Annotated in this window: 17 protein-coding genes, 6 tRNA genes and 1 rRNA gene; all 24 read right to left on the bottom strand. The window is 40.7% G+C overall.

The genetic code is table 11. The features are described 5' to 3' along the window. Positions 1 to 2 precede the first annotated feature (2 nt). The 24 genes from NXS10_RS03945 to rrf all read right to left on the bottom strand — a co-directional run bounded on the left by NXS10_RS03945 (position 3) and on the right by rrf (position 13,567). On the bottom strand, positions 3 to 545 hold the full coding sequence (locus tag NXS10_RS03945; protein WP_259137910.1) for a YutD family protein: 543 nt from the start codon (positions 543 to 545) through the stop codon (positions 3 to 5). Positions 546 to 666: 121 nt separating this feature from the next. Then, positions 667 to 1,434, bottom strand: coding sequence for an epoxyqueuosine reductase QueH (locus NXS10_RS03950; protein ID WP_259137934.1), 768 nt, complete (start codon positions 1,432 to 1,434; stop codon positions 667 to 669). Positions 1,435 to 1,480: 46 nt separating this feature from the next. Further along, a complete protein-coding gene (locus NXS10_RS03955) occupies positions 1,481 to 2,548 on the bottom strand; it encodes a SepM family pheromone-processing serine protease (protein ID WP_259137911.1) in 1,068 nt (355 codons plus the stop codon). Then, the gene (coaD, locus tag NXS10_RS03960; protein ID WP_259137912.1) at positions 2,538 to 3,032 is read right to left on the bottom strand and encodes a pantetheine-phosphate adenylyltransferase; all 495 of its coding nucleotides are present in this window, start codon (positions 3,030 to 3,032) and stop codon (positions 2,538 to 2,540) included. The genes NXS10_RS03955 and coaD overlap by 11 nt, the downstream gene beginning before the upstream one ends. Next, positions 3,029 to 3,322: a hypothetical protein gene (locus NXS10_RS03965; protein ID WP_259137913.1), complete on the bottom strand. Its 294-nt coding sequence runs from the start codon at positions 3,320 to 3,322 to the stop codon at positions 3,029 to 3,031. The genes coaD and NXS10_RS03965 overlap by 4 nt, the downstream gene beginning before the upstream one ends. Positions 3,323 to 3,331: 9 nt before the next feature. After that, positions 3,332 to 3,871 carry a 16S rRNA (guanine(966)-N(2))-methyltransferase RsmD gene (gene rsmD / locus NXS10_RS03970; protein ID WP_259137914.1) on the bottom strand — a complete coding sequence of 180 codons (540 nt, stop codon included), beginning with the start codon at positions 3,869 to 3,871 and terminating at the stop codon, positions 3,332 to 3,334. A 149-nt stretch (positions 3,872 to 4,020) separates the two neighbouring features. Further along, positions 4,021 to 4,335 (bottom strand): phosphoribosyl-ATP diphosphatase, encoded by a 315-nt coding sequence (hisE, locus tag NXS10_RS03975; RefSeq protein ID WP_259137915.1) that lies wholly within the window; start codon positions 4,333 to 4,335, stop codon positions 4,021 to 4,023. A 9-nt stretch (positions 4,336 to 4,344) separates the two neighbouring features. Further along, complete coding sequence (gene hisI, locus NXS10_RS03980; RefSeq protein ID WP_259137936.1) at positions 4,345 to 4,692, bottom strand: phosphoribosyl-AMP cyclohydrolase; 348 nt, start codon at positions 4,690 to 4,692, stop codon at positions 4,345 to 4,347. Beyond that, positions 4,659 to 5,417 (bottom strand): imidazole glycerol phosphate synthase subunit HisF, encoded by a 759-nt coding sequence (gene hisF, locus NXS10_RS03985; RefSeq protein ID WP_259137916.1) that lies wholly within the window; start codon positions 5,415 to 5,417, stop codon positions 4,659 to 4,661. The genes hisI and hisF overlap by 34 nt, the downstream gene beginning before the upstream one ends. Beyond that, positions 5,411 to 6,133 carry a 1-(5-phosphoribosyl)-5-[(5-phosphoribosylamino)methylideneamino]imidazole-4-carboxamide isomerase gene (hisA, locus tag NXS10_RS03990; RefSeq protein ID WP_259137917.1) on the bottom strand — a complete coding sequence of 241 codons (723 nt, stop codon included), beginning with the start codon at positions 6,131 to 6,133 and terminating at the stop codon, positions 5,411 to 5,413. Before hisA ends, hisF begins: the two co-directional genes overlap by 7 nt. Further along, positions 6,111 to 6,734 carry an imidazole glycerol phosphate synthase subunit HisH gene (hisH, locus tag NXS10_RS03995; RefSeq protein ID WP_373317995.1) on the bottom strand — a complete coding sequence of 208 codons (624 nt, stop codon included), beginning with the start codon at positions 6,732 to 6,734 and terminating at the stop codon, positions 6,111 to 6,113. Before hisH ends, hisA begins: the two co-directional genes overlap by 23 nt. Next, positions 6,731 to 7,315, bottom strand: coding sequence for an imidazoleglycerol-phosphate dehydratase HisB (gene hisB / locus NXS10_RS04000; RefSeq protein WP_259137919.1), 585 nt, complete (start codon positions 7,313 to 7,315; stop codon positions 6,731 to 6,733). Before hisB ends, hisH begins: the two co-directional genes overlap by 4 nt. Then, positions 7,312 to 8,601 (bottom strand): histidinol dehydrogenase, encoded by a 1,290-nt coding sequence (gene hisD, locus NXS10_RS04005; protein ID WP_259137938.1) that lies wholly within the window; start codon positions 8,599 to 8,601, stop codon positions 7,312 to 7,314. Before hisD ends, hisB begins: the two co-directional genes overlap by 4 nt. Next, the gene (gene hisG / locus NXS10_RS04010) at positions 8,601 to 9,239 is read right to left on the bottom strand and encodes an ATP phosphoribosyltransferase (protein WP_263008827.1); all 639 of its coding nucleotides are present in this window, start codon (positions 9,237 to 9,239) and stop codon (positions 8,601 to 8,603) included. The genes hisD and hisG overlap by 1 nt, the downstream gene beginning before the upstream one ends. Before the next feature lies 1 nt (position 9,240). Continuing rightward, positions 9,241 to 10,212 (bottom strand): ATP phosphoribosyltransferase regulatory subunit, encoded by a 972-nt coding sequence (locus NXS10_RS04015; RefSeq protein WP_259137920.1) that lies wholly within the window; start codon positions 10,210 to 10,212, stop codon positions 9,241 to 9,243. Next, the gene (gene hisC, locus NXS10_RS04020; RefSeq protein ID WP_259137922.1) at positions 10,205 to 11,269 is read right to left on the bottom strand and encodes a histidinol-phosphate transaminase; all 1,065 of its coding nucleotides are present in this window, start codon (positions 11,267 to 11,269) and stop codon (positions 10,205 to 10,207) included. The genes NXS10_RS04015 and hisC overlap by 8 nt, the downstream gene beginning before the upstream one ends. Positions 11,270 to 11,698: 429 nt before the next feature. Continuing rightward, positions 11,699 to 12,691: an aspartate--ammonia ligase gene (gene asnA / locus NXS10_RS04025; protein WP_259137924.1), complete on the bottom strand. Its 993-nt coding sequence runs from the start codon at positions 12,689 to 12,691 to the stop codon at positions 11,699 to 11,701. 270 nt (positions 12,692 to 12,961) lie between these two features. Continuing rightward, positions 12,962 to 13,022 (bottom strand) — tRNA-Gly (locus NXS10_RS04030). A gap of 10 nt (positions 13,023 to 13,032) precedes the next feature. Further along, positions 13,033 to 13,105 (bottom strand) — tRNA-Thr (locus NXS10_RS04035). Positions 13,106 to 13,115: 10 nt separating this feature from the next. Next, positions 13,116 to 13,197: transfer RNA gene (locus NXS10_RS04040), tRNA-Leu, on the bottom strand. 6 nt (positions 13,198 to 13,203) lie between these two features. Beyond that, positions 13,204 to 13,276 (bottom strand) — tRNA-Lys (locus tag NXS10_RS04045). A 9-nt stretch (positions 13,277 to 13,285) separates the two neighbouring features. Next, positions 13,286 to 13,358 (bottom strand) — tRNA-Asp (locus NXS10_RS04050). Positions 13,359 to 13,374: 16 nt separating this feature from the next. Then, positions 13,375 to 13,447, bottom strand: a tRNA-Val gene (locus NXS10_RS04055). 4 nt (positions 13,448 to 13,451) lie between these two features. Then, positions 13,452 to 13,567, bottom strand: a 5S ribosomal RNA gene (rrf, locus tag NXS10_RS04060). Positions 13,568 to 13,578: the final 11 nt, after the last annotated feature.

Raw genomic sequence — 13,578 nt, forward strand, 5'->3', positions numbered from 1 at the left:
TTTTATCTCTCTTTCTTGCGAATGACAAACTGCGCTCTAGCATCCTTTATCGCACGCTCTTCCTGGCGACGTCTACGCTTATTGTCTCGGCGGATACTATCCGTTCGTTTCCTATCCTTAAAGTGATAATTTTGCCGCTCCTTTTTGGTCGTTTTCGTTTTCTTTTTACTGAAAATCTCTTCTTCAAAAAAGATTTCCTGTGGTGCTGGATTTTCTAAGATAAAATAGGCGCAGCCAAAGCTACAATATTCATTGAGGTAATCCTCAAGTCTTGTGATACTTTTATCTTCTTTACCTTTTTTGACGTCCTTATAAAAACCACGCAAACGCAACTGCTCATTACTCCAGTCGCCAACGATATAGTCATATTTGAGAAGCACTTCTGAAAAGCGTTGCGTAAACTTTATCACATCAAAGGCTGATTTTTCATTGACAGTCAAGGTAAATTGGTAGTCATCACTCCATACCTTATCATCTACTAGCATAAACTGTGGACCAGGAAACCGATTGTAATTGTACATCTCTGCTGAAATTTCCTTACGCATGAAACTCCTCTCCAATATGATTTTTTTCAAATAGTTTGATGCTGCCCTTTTTGGCAGTAGGACTATTATACACTATTTTATTCATTTTGAAAGTAAAATCTTTTATGCCAAATGAGAACAACTAGACTTCTTTACCCTTGTAGACAAAACGAATATGGGAAAAGTCCTTGTCAGATGGCTTATCCGCCAAAAAAGCAGTCGCTTCTTTTTTGACTTTCACCAAATCAATGCCTTGTGCTGTCGCTCCATATACACAACCACAGTAGCACTGACGATAGATGTCATATTCTTCGCACATCTCAACCGAGCGCAGATAGCCTTTGTTTTTCTTGAAATCACTGGGCAAATACTTGGTTGCATAGACTTTTTGGACATCAAGACCGATTGCATTGATGACCTGCGCATTTTTGTGTGGGCTAATCGTAAGTGCAGAGCCAAAGTAATCAAAATCAAGATCTACAGCCTTTTGGGCTGTCTTATCCAGACGATAGTCAAAGCAAACTTTGCAACGGTCACCTCCCTCAGGCTCCTGCTCCAAACCACGCACTTTTTTGATAAATTCACTTGGCTGATACGCTTCTGCTAAAAACTGCACATGGTTACCTGTACGCTCATTAAAATCACTAACAAACTGCTTTGTGACGTATTCACGCTTTTCATACTCAGCTTTAGGATGAATGTTAGAATTGGCAAAATAAACCGTCACATCAGCGTATTGTGTCAGGTATTCTAAAGTATAGGTAGAACACGGTGCACAGCACACATGCATCAAAATCTTGGGTCTTACAGTTTCTCTTTGCCAAACCTTAACCATTTGCTGCATAACACGATCATAATTTATCTTTTGATTGGGGTTCATCTTTGATAAGACCTCGGTCACATCAATCATCGCCGAACCCTCAATAGAACTTCGTCCTTTCATCATCTCAATCCTTTTATTTGGTTTTCTTTAGATAATCAATTGCTTCTTTGAGAGTGGTAACAGGTACAATCTTCATATCCGTACCTATCCTTTTAGCCGCTTGTTTAGCTTCTTCATAGTTGGTTTTAGCGGTTGGGTCTTTCTTTTTCACAGCTTTATCAACAGGATTGTTAGGTACAAAGAAAATCTTTGCTCCAGCTTGTGCCGCTGAGATGACCTTGAGACCTGCCCCGCCAATGTCACCGATAGAGCCATCTGGCTCTATCGTTCCAGTTCCTGCAATCACACGACCTGCACGCAGATCATCACCAGATACTTGGTCATAGATTGCTAATGTAAACATCAAGCCGGCACTTGGACCTCCAAAACCATCCGTGGAAAACTTCACTTTAATAGATGAGTTGACCTCTGTATGATCTGTCAGACCAATACCAATACCGTGCTTTCCATTACTCAGTTCGATAATAGAGCCTTTAGCTGTTTTATGCTTACCATCAGAAGTATAGCCAATCGTCACTTCATCTCCTAACTGAAGACCAGCCACATAGTCAATCAACTCTTTAGAATTCTTAAACGTTTTACCGTTGACAGCTGTCACAGTATCAGCGATTTGTAAGACTTTTCGGAATGTTGAGTTGTGCGCAACATTCAGCACATAAACCCCTTTATATTCCATTGTGACTTCTTTACCAGCCAATTTCAAAGCTTGATAAATAGCAGTGTTTTGCGAACTCTCCATATAAAAACGATTGATACGGATATAGTCATCGTTGCTATAGCCACCTGTCATCGTCTGTTCTGTCTCAATCACCGCATCTGGTGTAGCCAAAGCATAAAGCAATTGTGCTAGAGTAGCTTGACTGACACCCACTGCTACAAAATTATAAGAACCTTTTTTATGATCTTCTTTGCCATTGACCGTCAAAACAGACTTGATATCAAAAGCACCACCTGGCATCTCCACATAATAAGGTAGTGGTACAAACAAACTAAATAGCATAAAAACGACCGCTAAAAGCCCCAAGAACCACCACTTAAATCGTTGCCAAAATGACTTCTTGGTTGATTGATTACTCGCCATAGCTCTCATTACTCTCCATTTCTACTAGGACACTCTCTGGCACAAACGGTGTAATATCTGCCCCAAAATGTATCATCTCTCGAACACGACTCGAACTCACATAAACAAATTCAGGATTTGCCAATAAAAAAACACTCTCAAGGGTATCATCTAAATGATGATTAAAAAAAGCTAGCTCAGCTTCATAATCCAAGTCCTTGCTACTACGTAGACCGCGCACCAAATGCGTAACACCAAGTTCTTTTGCCACATCAACTGCTAACACACCTGTAGCTGTAACCACCTCTACATTTGTCAAAGGTATCAAGGCTTTTTTTAGCATTCGAGAGCGCACCTCTATAGGAAAGAAACTTACCTTTGCCACATTGTCAAAAAGCCCAACATAGAGCTTGTCAAATAAAGCGCTACTACGTGTCAACAAGTCAATGTGTCCCAGTGTTACAGGATCAAAAGAGCCTGTAAAGAGACCTATTTTTTCAGTCATTTATTATCTCCGTCACAATACAAGTACAAAAACATGACAATGATGAAAAGACCAGTCAACTGACTAGACTTAAAACCATTGGCTACAAAATCCATTAGGAAAGGTAGAATAAGAAGCGTAGCTATCAACAAATAGATAGGATCTTTGCTATGAGATAGAGCTCCCACTCCTTCTTGATTTTTCAAATGAAAATGTCTCAGATATTTTTCCAAACGATTGAGGCGATACAAGAGATAAAGCAGTATCATCCCTATCGCTACCAATACAAACACAAGTACTCTTGTATCCACAACTCTCTCCTATCTCACATAAACACTGACCTTGCTGATGCCATAAACTTTTTGCTTCCACAACTCCACTGTGACTATCTTCTCAGGTAAAGCCACAGCCTTATCTGTCTCACAGACAAGCATAGCATCTGTTGCAAGAAGATTTTTTTTCTCTAAGTGTTCAATGGTACTGACAATCTCTTCTCTGGCATAAGGTGGGTCTAGTAGCACCAAGTCAAAGGTCCCCTCTAAGCGCTCTATGGCTTTATCTGCCTCCATTTTTAAAAGTTGAAACTGACTTGGAGCCTTCGTCATCTTGATATTTTCTTGGATAATAGCTTGCGCCTTACGATGTCGCTCCACTAAGATAGCCTCTGTCATTCCTCGAGAAATGGCCTCAATAGCAAGGCTACCACTACCAGCGTACAAATCTAAAACACGACCTCCCTCAAAGTAAGGACCAATCATATTAAAAATAGCACCCTTAACCTTATCTGTCGTTGGACGTGTCGTCTGACCAGCCAAAGTCCTTAAAGGACGACCACCAAATGTTCCTGCTACTACTCTCATGCTATCTATTATAACATAAAATAGATGGCATGTGAGTCTGTTATCTTGCCTTATATGAATTTATCACCTTTTCATATACATTAGAAAAACAGCAGACTTTTCAGCTACTGTTTTTTCTCAATCATATGAGCTATCAACTATAACTTCTCTCAATAATCTGTGATTTCAGCTCGATCATGAACACGACTTTTTTTACCTTGACGTTTGTTGAGAATAGTTTCAACATCATCTGGTGTAACTCCAGTCTCAACAAGCATAACTGCCAAATGGTATAGCAAATCAGCTGTTTCATTGGCAATCTCGTCTTTATCAGCATTTTTAGCAGCGATGATGACTTCGCTACTTTCCTCACCAATTTTTTTCAAGATTTTATCCAAACCTTTGTCAAATAAATAGTTGGTATAAGAGCCTTCTTTAGGACAATTTTTACGTTGTTTAGCTGCTCTATAGAGTGTCTCTAACATAATCTCTCCTTATAAAATCTGATTAAAAAAACATGACCTTGCGCCTGTGTGACAGGCAGTTCCTGCCACCTGCTCAACCTCAATAAGTAACGTATCACAATCACAATCTGTCTTAATGGACTTGACATTTTGAAAATGCCCACTGGTGGCACCCTTGTGCCATAGCTCATCACGACTGCGACTATAATACCACATCTGACCTGTTTCCAAAGTCTTTTGATAACTGGCTTCGTTGAGATACGCTAACATCAAAACTTCCTTTGTCTCATAGTCTAGAATGATGGCTGGAATCAAGCCAGCTTGCTTCTCAAAATCAAGTGTTATCACTGTCTCACCTCCACACCTGCTTGCATCAATCTTTCTTTTAAGCTAGCAATTTCTATCTCTCCGTAGTGAAAGACAGAGGCTGCTAAAGCTCCTGTGACGCTTGTCTTTTTAAAAATATCTATAAAGTCGGAGATGTTTCCCACACCACCTGAAGCAATAATAGGAAGTTGAGTCACTTCGCTCACAGCTTGATAAAGTTCAAGATCAAAACCTGATTTAGTACCATCCTTATCCATAGAAGTAATGAGAAGCTCCCCTGCTCCTAATGACGTTACTTCCTTTACCCACTCAATAAGATCTAAGTCTGTATCCTTACGACCACCTGATACATAAACATGCCAAGTCCCATCTGACTGTCGTTTACCATCAATAGCAACAACCACGCACTGGTTGCCAAATTTTTTAGCACATTCAGTAATGAGTTGGGGATTATAAACTGCTGAGGAGTTGATAGCAACCTTATCAGCACCTGCTTTTAGCATTGCCTGCATGTCAGCTACACTGCGAATGCCGCCGCCTACTGTAAAAGGAATGAACACTTGACTAGCAACATGTGCCACAACATCCACCATAGTAGATCGATTGTCACTAGTTGCTGTAATATCCAGAAAAACCAACTCATCACAACCTGCTTCATAGTAAGCACGAGCGCTATTCACTGGATTGCCTACATCTATCAAATCAACAAAGTTGACTCCCTTGACCACACGACCATCCTTGACATCAAGGCAGGGAATAATGCGCTTTGCTAACACGACATCACCTCCTTGAGTTCTTCTAGACTGATATTACCATTATAATAAGCTTTACCAACTATAGTACCTGCTACACCAAGACTAGCTAGCCTTTCAAGATCTCTTTTAGTATGAATACCACCTGAAGCAATAACATGCGCTGTAGTTAGTTTGCTCATAAGCTGATTATAATGAGCAAAGTTAGGTCCTGTTAGTGTGCCATCTCTATCCACATCGGTGTAAACAAACAAGGTCACACCTAACTTTTCCATCTCAAGAGCAAGATCAATAAAGTGGATATGACTGGTTTCTAGCCAACCCTCTGTAATAACTCGCTCATCTTTAGCATCAATTCCCACAACAATCCTATCAGATCCAAAACGCTCTAGCGCTTGCTTTATAAAATCAGGATTTTTAACTGCCATAGAACCAATGATTACTCGGTCAATACCAACTCTCAGATAGTCCTCAATCTGCGCAAGCGTACGAATACCTCCGCCAACTTCAATCCCAAGCCCTGTCTCACGCTTGATTTTAGCAATCAAATCACGACTACTCGAACATCCAGCCACAGCACCATCCAAGTCCACCACATGAATAAACTGAATACCTCCCTTCTGAAAAATCTTGGCTTGCGCTAAAACATCTTGATTAACTACTGTTTCTTGGGCAAAATCTCCTCTAACCAAGCGTACAGCACGTCCATCTCTAATATCAATCGCTGGTAAAACTTGCATCTACAACCTCCTTAAATCGTCTCAATATCATCAAACCACACTCGCCAGACTTCTCAGGGTGAAATTGAACGCCGTAAACCTTGCCATGTGAAATCATAGCTGGGACTTCTATACTGTACGAACTAGTCGCATTTAAAAACACATCTGCTACATCTGCATAGTAACTATGAACAAAATAGACAGACTGAGCTTCCACATCTTTTGTCAATGCGTTATCCTGTCTGATTGTCAGCTTATTCCATCCCATATGGGGTACAGGATAGCCATCTTGTCTAGGAATCGGGCGACAAGTACCTGCAATCAAACCCAAACCCTTAGTGGGGGTGTGTTCCAATCCTTTATCTAAAAGCAACTGCATGCCCAGACAAATCCCAAGAAGCGGTATTCCTTGTGCTACAGCCTGCTTGATAACCTCTACCAATCCCCAATCAACAAGCTTTGCCATAGCTGTAGGAAAAGCACCCACCCCAGGCAAAACCAAGCCATCTGCCTGTAAAATCTCCTTTGGGTCTCTTGAAAGCTTAGCATTAACACCAATCTTCCCCAAAGCACGTAGGACATTAGCAGTATTACCTGCATCATAATCAATCACAATCATTATAATAGTCCTTTCGTCGAATTCACCCCATGTATATCTGGATTAATAGTGATAGCTTCTCTCAGAGCGCGCCCTGTTGCCTTGAAGAGACTTTCTGATTTGTGGTGATTGTTCTTTCCGTGCAAGATTTTCAAATGCAGATTCATCTGAAGATTAAAAGCCAAGGATTGAAAAAATTCCTCCACCAGCTCAGTATCAAAATTGCCCAATCGAGGGTTCGTAAAGTCACAATCAAAGACTAGATAACTACGTCCAGACAAATCAAGGCTCGCCATACCTAAGGTCTCATCCATAGGTACAAAACTCGTACCATAGCGATTAATACCCATTTTATCTCCCAGAGCTTCTCGTAGCGCTTGTCCTAAGACAATCCCTACATCCTCAACGGTATGGTGGCTATCCACCCAAAGATCTCCTTCTGCTATCACTTCAAGGCTCAAGCGACCGTGCCTAGCAAATAGTGTCAGCATGTGATCAAAAAAACCAATGCCCGTCTGGATAGATACAGGTTCTTGACAATCTAAATTGACTTTCAAGTTAATTTTAGTTTCTGCAGTGTGACGTTCGATACTCGCTTGTCTCATGATTTTTCTCCTTCCTGTCTGATTTCAATAGCACGAGCATGGGCAGATAGCCCCTCTGCGTAGGCAAGGGTCATAATATCTGTGCTTGCTTTAGCAACAGCTGGTTTGTTGTATTGAATGTACTGCATGCGTTTAACAAAGTCATGCACTCCAAGTGCTGAGTAAAAGCGAGCAGTGCCTGATGTTGGAAGAATATGGTTGGTTCCTGCATAATAGTCTCCGATTGGCTCACTGGTGTAGTGCCCAAGAAAGATAGAGCCCGCATTCTCAATCAAATCCAGATAAGCATAAGGTTCATCCAATGCCACCTCCAAGTGCTCAGGGGCTACTTCATTCATTAAAGCAAACATTTCTTCCACCGTCTCTGCGATGATGATGCATCCGTGATTATTTAGAGCTTTTTGAGCAATATCCTTACGTGGTAATCTTTCTAATTGATAAGCGAGTTCTTTTTCCACTTCATCTGCCAATCTTTTTGAATTGGTTACCAAAATCGTACGAGCTAACACATCATGTTCGGCTTGAGATAGCAAGTCCGCTGCCACAAAACGAGCATTTGCAGAATCATCTGCGATGATTCCAATCTCAGAAGGTCCTGCAATCATATCAATCCCTACTAGACCAAATACTTGTTTTTTAGCCGTTGCTACATAGATATTTCCAGGACCAGTGATTTTATCCACTTTAGGAATGGTTTGTGTCCCATAAGCCAGTGCTGCGATACCTTGCGCTCCACCGATTTGGAAAATCTTATCCACACCAGAAAGACTTGCTGCTACCAAAATAGCAGGATTAAAGTGTTCTTGCGGTGGCGTTATCATAATAACTTCCTTGACACCTGCAATCTTAGCAGGCAGAACATTCATCAAGACAGATGAAGGGTAAGCAGCCGTACCACCTGGTACATAAACCCCTACACGTGACAACGGACGTACCAGCTGACCACGAATAACACCTTCACTTGGTTTGTCCTCAAAACCTGTCTCCAACTGCTGACGGTGATATGTCTCAATGTTTATCTTAGCATTTTTTAAAGCAAGCAAAACAGTTGAATCAATCTCATCAAACGCTTTAGCGATTTGCTCTTGCCCTATCTCAAGACTCGTCAAAGTCATCTTATCAAATTGTTGACTGTAAGCAAAAAGTGCATCATCTCCCTTTTTGCGCACATTAGCAATGATTTCTGCTACTGCAGTATCCACTGTTTTTTGATTCACCTGGTTTGTTAGGCGCTCTTCAACCAATTGTTTAACAATAATTTCCTGTGTTCCTACTAAACGTTTCATCACAATGACTTCTCCTTTCTGCCGACAATATGCTCGATTTTTTGAATAAAATCAATCACTTCCACCTTGTTCTTTAGCGCAGCTTGATTAACTATGAGACGTGCTGATATACGACAAATATCCTCAAACTCAATCAATCCGTTAGCTACAAGTGTTGCTCCTGTTTCCACAATATCCACAATAGCATCTGCTAAACCTAGAACAGGAGCAATTTCCACAGAACCTTGTATAGCTATAATTTCTACATCTTCACCTTTCTTATGAAAATGCTGACGTGCTATCTCAGGGTATTTCGTAGCAATACACTTACGCTTGTGATCTTGCGGATTATAACTAGGTACTGAAGCCACAACAAACTTGCACAAGCCAAAATTCAAATCCAATATCTCCAAGACATCTGTCGCATACTCGATAAGCAAATCCTTGCCCACGATACCCACATCAGCAACTCCATGTTGGACATACGTCGCTACATCAGGCGCTTTCACAAGAAGAAAGCGAAAAGCTTTATCAGGGCTTTCAAAGATGAGGTGTCGTCCCTTATCTTTCATAAAGGACATATCAAATCCTGCCTTTACCAATAAATCCACCGTACTTTTTTCGATACGTCCTTTAGTTAGAGCAATGGTAATAGTCATCTCAATCTCCTTTCTCAAAAGTCAGCTTATCATGAATAGATTGGTACACAGCATCAATATCAATCGCCCAGCCCACCGCTGTCAACTCCATCGCACCAAACCGCTCAAAAAGATGATCATACCTGCCCCCAGACAGAAAAGCATGAGGTACATGAGCATCAAAAACACGAAACATCAAACCGTTATAATAAGGCATGCTAGCAACCTGTCCCAAATCAAGAGCCAAACCTACCAAGTGCGATTCCTGTGTTAAAATAAGTTCTAACTCATCAAAAACTGCTAGTAAAACAGCGTCATCTGTCAACTGTCGTGCTTTCTCTAGCACAACATCCCCTCGCCCAAAAAGATAAGGCAACTCCCGAATAAATGCATCAAAACGACTAGAATGGTCCTCTGTAAAACGGTATAGTCCTGTAATATTTTTATTAGCAATCAAATCTTTCAATACTACTGTTTCTGGTGGATTTAAATCAAAGTAATCAAAAAGATGATTTAAAATCTCAGCATGGGAAAATTCAAAAGTATAATCTGTAACTCCTGTTGCAGATAGAGCAGCAGTAGCTGTCTCAACAGCCTCACGCACAGCCAAATCTGCTTCATACCCAACAAGCTCAATACCCGCTTGCGTACTCTCATTATCAAGCCCACGCAAATCCTCATGACGTCTAAAAACTTTTCCTGAATAAGAAAACTTAATCGGAGGTTGTACCTGTGTAGATGCAATAACACGACCAATTTGACTAGTCACATCTGGACGTAGGGTCAAGAGTGCTCCATTTGCACCAAAAAAATTGTACTGATCCGTCGCTACATGGTCTGAAAAAACTTCAAAATGCTCAATAGTAGGCGTCTCAATTCGATTAAATCCATAACTAATCAGCAAATCACTAATCGTCCGCTCAATCTCATAAGACGCTCTTGCGCGTTTAAACAGTTTGTCATGCATGCCTATTGGTAAAGCTGTTTTATTCATCACATCCTCCTTCTAACTGACTTAGTACAGCTAAAACCTGCTTCATTTCCTCATCTGTACCGATAGTAATCCTCAAATAATCTCGAAGACGATCTACTTTAGGAAAATATCGAACATAAATATGCTGATTTTCTAATATTTCAAAAACAGACTGCGCTGTTTGTAGCGGTTTTGCTAGAATAAAATTTGCCTTACTAGAAATAACTGACCAACCCAAGTCTATCAAACTTTGACTAAACCAGTCTCTAGTCTTTGCTATCTGTTGACAAATCTTCTCATAATAGCCCCAATCTTCCACGGCAGCTCTTGCTAAATGCTCTGCTAAACTGTCTACCGCATAAGGATTGACGGAATTTTTAACCGCCTCCATAACTGCTATTAACTGTGGACTGCCTATTCCATAGCCCACACGCAAACCAGCTAGACTCGCATCCTTTGAAAAAGTGCGTGTAATAAAGAGATTATCGTACTTATCCAACAGAGGAATCGCCGTCTGTCCACCAAAATTGATATAAGCCTCATCCACAATGACTACTACATCTGAATGAACTTGTAGTAAACTCTCTAAATCAGCTTGCTCCATCAAACGTCCAGTTGGAGCATTAGGATTGGCAATAATAATACCTCCACAACCTCTTTCGTAATCTGTGAAATCAATCTCAAAATTTTCTGTTAAAGCAACCTCTTTATAAGGAACATGGTAGAGTTCAGCCCAGACTTTGTAAAAACCATAAGTCAAATCTGGAAACTGGATGGGTAAACCGCTATTGAAAAAAGCTAGAAAAGCCTGTGACAAGATATCATCTGATCCATTTCCTATAATGAGTTGCTTACTAGACACCCCTAATCGTTGAGCCAAAATTACCTTAAGATCAACTTGATCTAAGCTAGGGTAGCGAACTAAAGACTCTGCAGCAAAAAAACGTAAACTATCAATCACTCTTGGACTTGGTGGATAGGCATTTTCGTTCGTATTCAGCTTTATCATTTTTTTATCAGTAGGCTGTTTTCCAGCCACGTAAGGTACAATATTCCGTAGTCCTTTTATCTCTGCCATGAACAATTCCTCTTTCTTCTCTTAATTCAGCGATAGTTTGAAAAAATAAACAAAAAACGCCCTCGCAAAAAAACATTGCAAGGACGTTTCCACGTGGTCCCACCTCAATTCAGCCAACTGTCACCAACTGACCCTCTGGAAGTCTATTGACTTCTAGCGCAATAACGACCGCCAACCGTCAGACACTACTTGTTTCCTTTTGCATCTGCACTCAAGAATGTGTATCTAAAACCTTTATGCACTCTCAGCCTTTGTGCACTCTCTGTCTCTATCGTTTCAGACGTTTTTCTCTCTACGCTTTAATTTAAATAATATTTTACCGAAATTTCTGAAAAATACAAGTAAAAAATAGAATTTTCATAAAAAATATTATCTTTTTTCATGCACAAGAAAAAACCAAGAGTATATCACTCCTGGTTCTTGTTATTTTTAGAGAATGTTACTAAATTTTTCAACAACATCTTTTGGCCAAACACTTGACTGTACCTCGCCAATATGTTTCTTACGAAGTAAAAACATAGCTAAACGAGACTGACCAATACCACCACCAATAGTTAATGGGAAGAAACCTCTAAGAAGTGTTCTATGCCACTCCAATTCCAGTCTATCCTCATCACCTGTTATAGCGACTTGGCGACGTAGCGCATCCTCGTCTACACGGATTCCCATCGAAGAAATCTCAAAGGCCGCTCCTAGTTGGTCATTCCAAACAAGAATATCTCCGTTCAGACCTTTATATCCATTTTCAGATTCGCTAGTCCAATCATCGTAGTCCGGTGCACGACCATCGTGAGGTTTACCATCAGCAAGCTCCCCTCCAATGCCAATCAAAAATACCGCTCCATACTCTTTACAAATAGCATTTTCACGTTCCTTAGGAGTCAAGTCAGGATAACGTTCAACAAGATCCTCAGTGTGGATAAAAGTAATCTGCTTTGGTAAAACGGATTCAATATCAAAACGTGCTTCTACAGCTAACTCCGTAAGACGAATAGCCTTATAAATCTTCTCAACAGTTTCTTTCAAATAATTAATATCACGTCTACCATCAGGAATAACTTTTTCCCAATCCCACTGATCAACATAAACAGAGTGCGTTTGATCCAGAGAATCCTCATCTGGGCGAAGAGCTTTCATATGCACAAACAGCCCCTCTCCCTCATTAAAACCAAAACGTGCTAAGGTATGACGTTTCCACTTAGCAAGTGAATGCACAACTTCAAACTCAGCATCTGGAATTTGTAAAACCTTGACAGATACTGGATGCTCAACACCTGAAAGATTATCTTGCATACCATCTCCAACTTGGCTAAGAATCGGTCCTTGTACTTCAACTAACTCGAGTTTATCAATCAAATACTGCGTAAACGTATTTTTGACAAAAGAAATCTCCTGTTGCTGATGAATGAAACTTTTTTTCATGCTTTCTGCTCCTTTTCTATCAAGATTCTTATCATATTACTAAAGTAAGATAGAACTATTATACACTTATTTTGAAAGAATGAAAAGATGTTTTTGTTATTTTTTGAAAATTTTACATAAACGAATATTAAACATAATCACTCTTATTGTACGAAAAACAATTTTAATTCATTTTTCGCTTTTTTACTCCATACTCACTTCTTAAAACTGACTAATAATTTATTCAATTATAAAAGCGAAGTCAAATTGACCTCGCTTTTAAATATATAGTCCGCACGGGGTTCGAACCCGCGACCCCCACCTTGGCAAGGTGATGTTCTACCACTGAACTACGTTCGCAATGCCGGCTACATGACTTGAACACGCGACCCTCTGATTACAAATCAGATGCTCTACCAACTGAGCTAAGCCGGCTACTCTCTTATGCGGGTGAAGGGACTTGAACCCCCACGCCGTTAAGCGCCAGATCCTAAATCTGGTGCGTCTGCCAATTCCGCCACACCCGCATATCATGACCCGTACTGGGCTCGAACCAGTGACCCTCTGATTAAAAGTCAGATGCTCTACCAACTGAGCTAACGAGTCGAATCGCTACGGTCCCGACGGGAATCGAACCCGCGATCTTCGCCGTGACAGGGCGACGTGATAACCGCTACACCACGGGACCTAAGTAACACTTTATATGGGAGTTAACGGGTTCGAACCGCTGACCCTCTGCTTGTAAGGCAGATGCTCTCCCAGCTGAGCTAAACTCCCTTTTGCCAAGCGACTACCCTATCTAACAGGGGGCAACCCCCAACTACTTCAGGCGTGCTAGGACTTAACTGCTGTGTTCGGCATGGGTACAGGTGTATCTCCTAGGCTATCGTCACTTAACTGCTGAATAG

The sequence above is a fragment of the Streptococcus sciuri genome, from assembly GCF_024814375.1.
In the GTDB taxonomy this organism is placed as follows: domain Bacteria; phylum Bacillota; class Bacilli; order Lactobacillales; family Streptococcaceae; genus Streptococcus; species Streptococcus sciuri.

Excerpts from the sequence above, each read along its gene's own strand:
- hisE (WP_259137915.1), bottom strand. The coding sequence starts at position 4,335 with ATGTTAGAGACACTCTATAGAGCAGCTAAACAACGTAAAAATTGTCCT.
- asnA (WP_259137924.1), bottom strand. The coding sequence starts at position 12,691 with ATGAAAAAAAGTTTCATTCATCAGCAACAGGAGATTTCTTTTGTCAAA.
- NXS10_RS03950 (WP_259137934.1), bottom strand. The coding sequence starts at position 1,434 with ATGATTGATGTGACCGAGGTCTTATCAAAGATGAACCCCAATCAAAAG.
- NXS10_RS03955 (WP_259137911.1), bottom strand. The coding sequence starts at position 2,548 with ATGGCGAGTAATCAATCAACCAAGAAGTCATTTTGGCAACGATTTAAG.
- NXS10_RS03945 (WP_259137910.1), bottom strand. The coding sequence starts at position 545 with ATGCGTAAGGAAATTTCAGCAGAGATGTACAATTACAATCGGTTTCCT.
- hisG (WP_263008827.1), bottom strand. The coding sequence starts at position 9,239 with ATGACTATTACCATTGCTCTAACTAAAGGACGTATCGAAAAAAGTACG.
- rsmD (WP_259137914.1), bottom strand. The coding sequence starts at position 3,871 with ATGAGAGTAGTAGCAGGAACATTTGGTGGTCGTCCTTTAAGGACTTTG.
- hisA (WP_259137917.1), bottom strand. The coding sequence starts at position 6,133 with ATGCAAGTTTTACCAGCGATTGATATTAGAGATGGACGTGCTGTACGC.
- hisB (WP_259137919.1), bottom strand. The coding sequence starts at position 7,315 with ATGAGACAAGCGAGTATCGAACGTCACACTGCAGAAACTAAAATTAAC.
- hisD (WP_259137938.1), bottom strand. The coding sequence starts at position 8,601 with ATGAAACGTTTAGTAGGAACACAGGAAATTATTGTTAAACAATTGGTT.
- coaD (WP_259137912.1), bottom strand. The coding sequence starts at position 3,032 with ATGACTGAAAAAATAGGTCTCTTTACAGGCTCTTTTGATCCTGTAACA.
- NXS10_RS04015 (WP_259137920.1), bottom strand. The coding sequence starts at position 10,212 with ATGAATAAAACAGCTTTACCAATAGGCATGCATGACAAACTGTTTAAA.
- hisC (WP_259137922.1), bottom strand. The coding sequence starts at position 11,269 with ATGGCAGAGATAAAAGGACTACGGAATATTGTACCTTACGTGGCTGGA.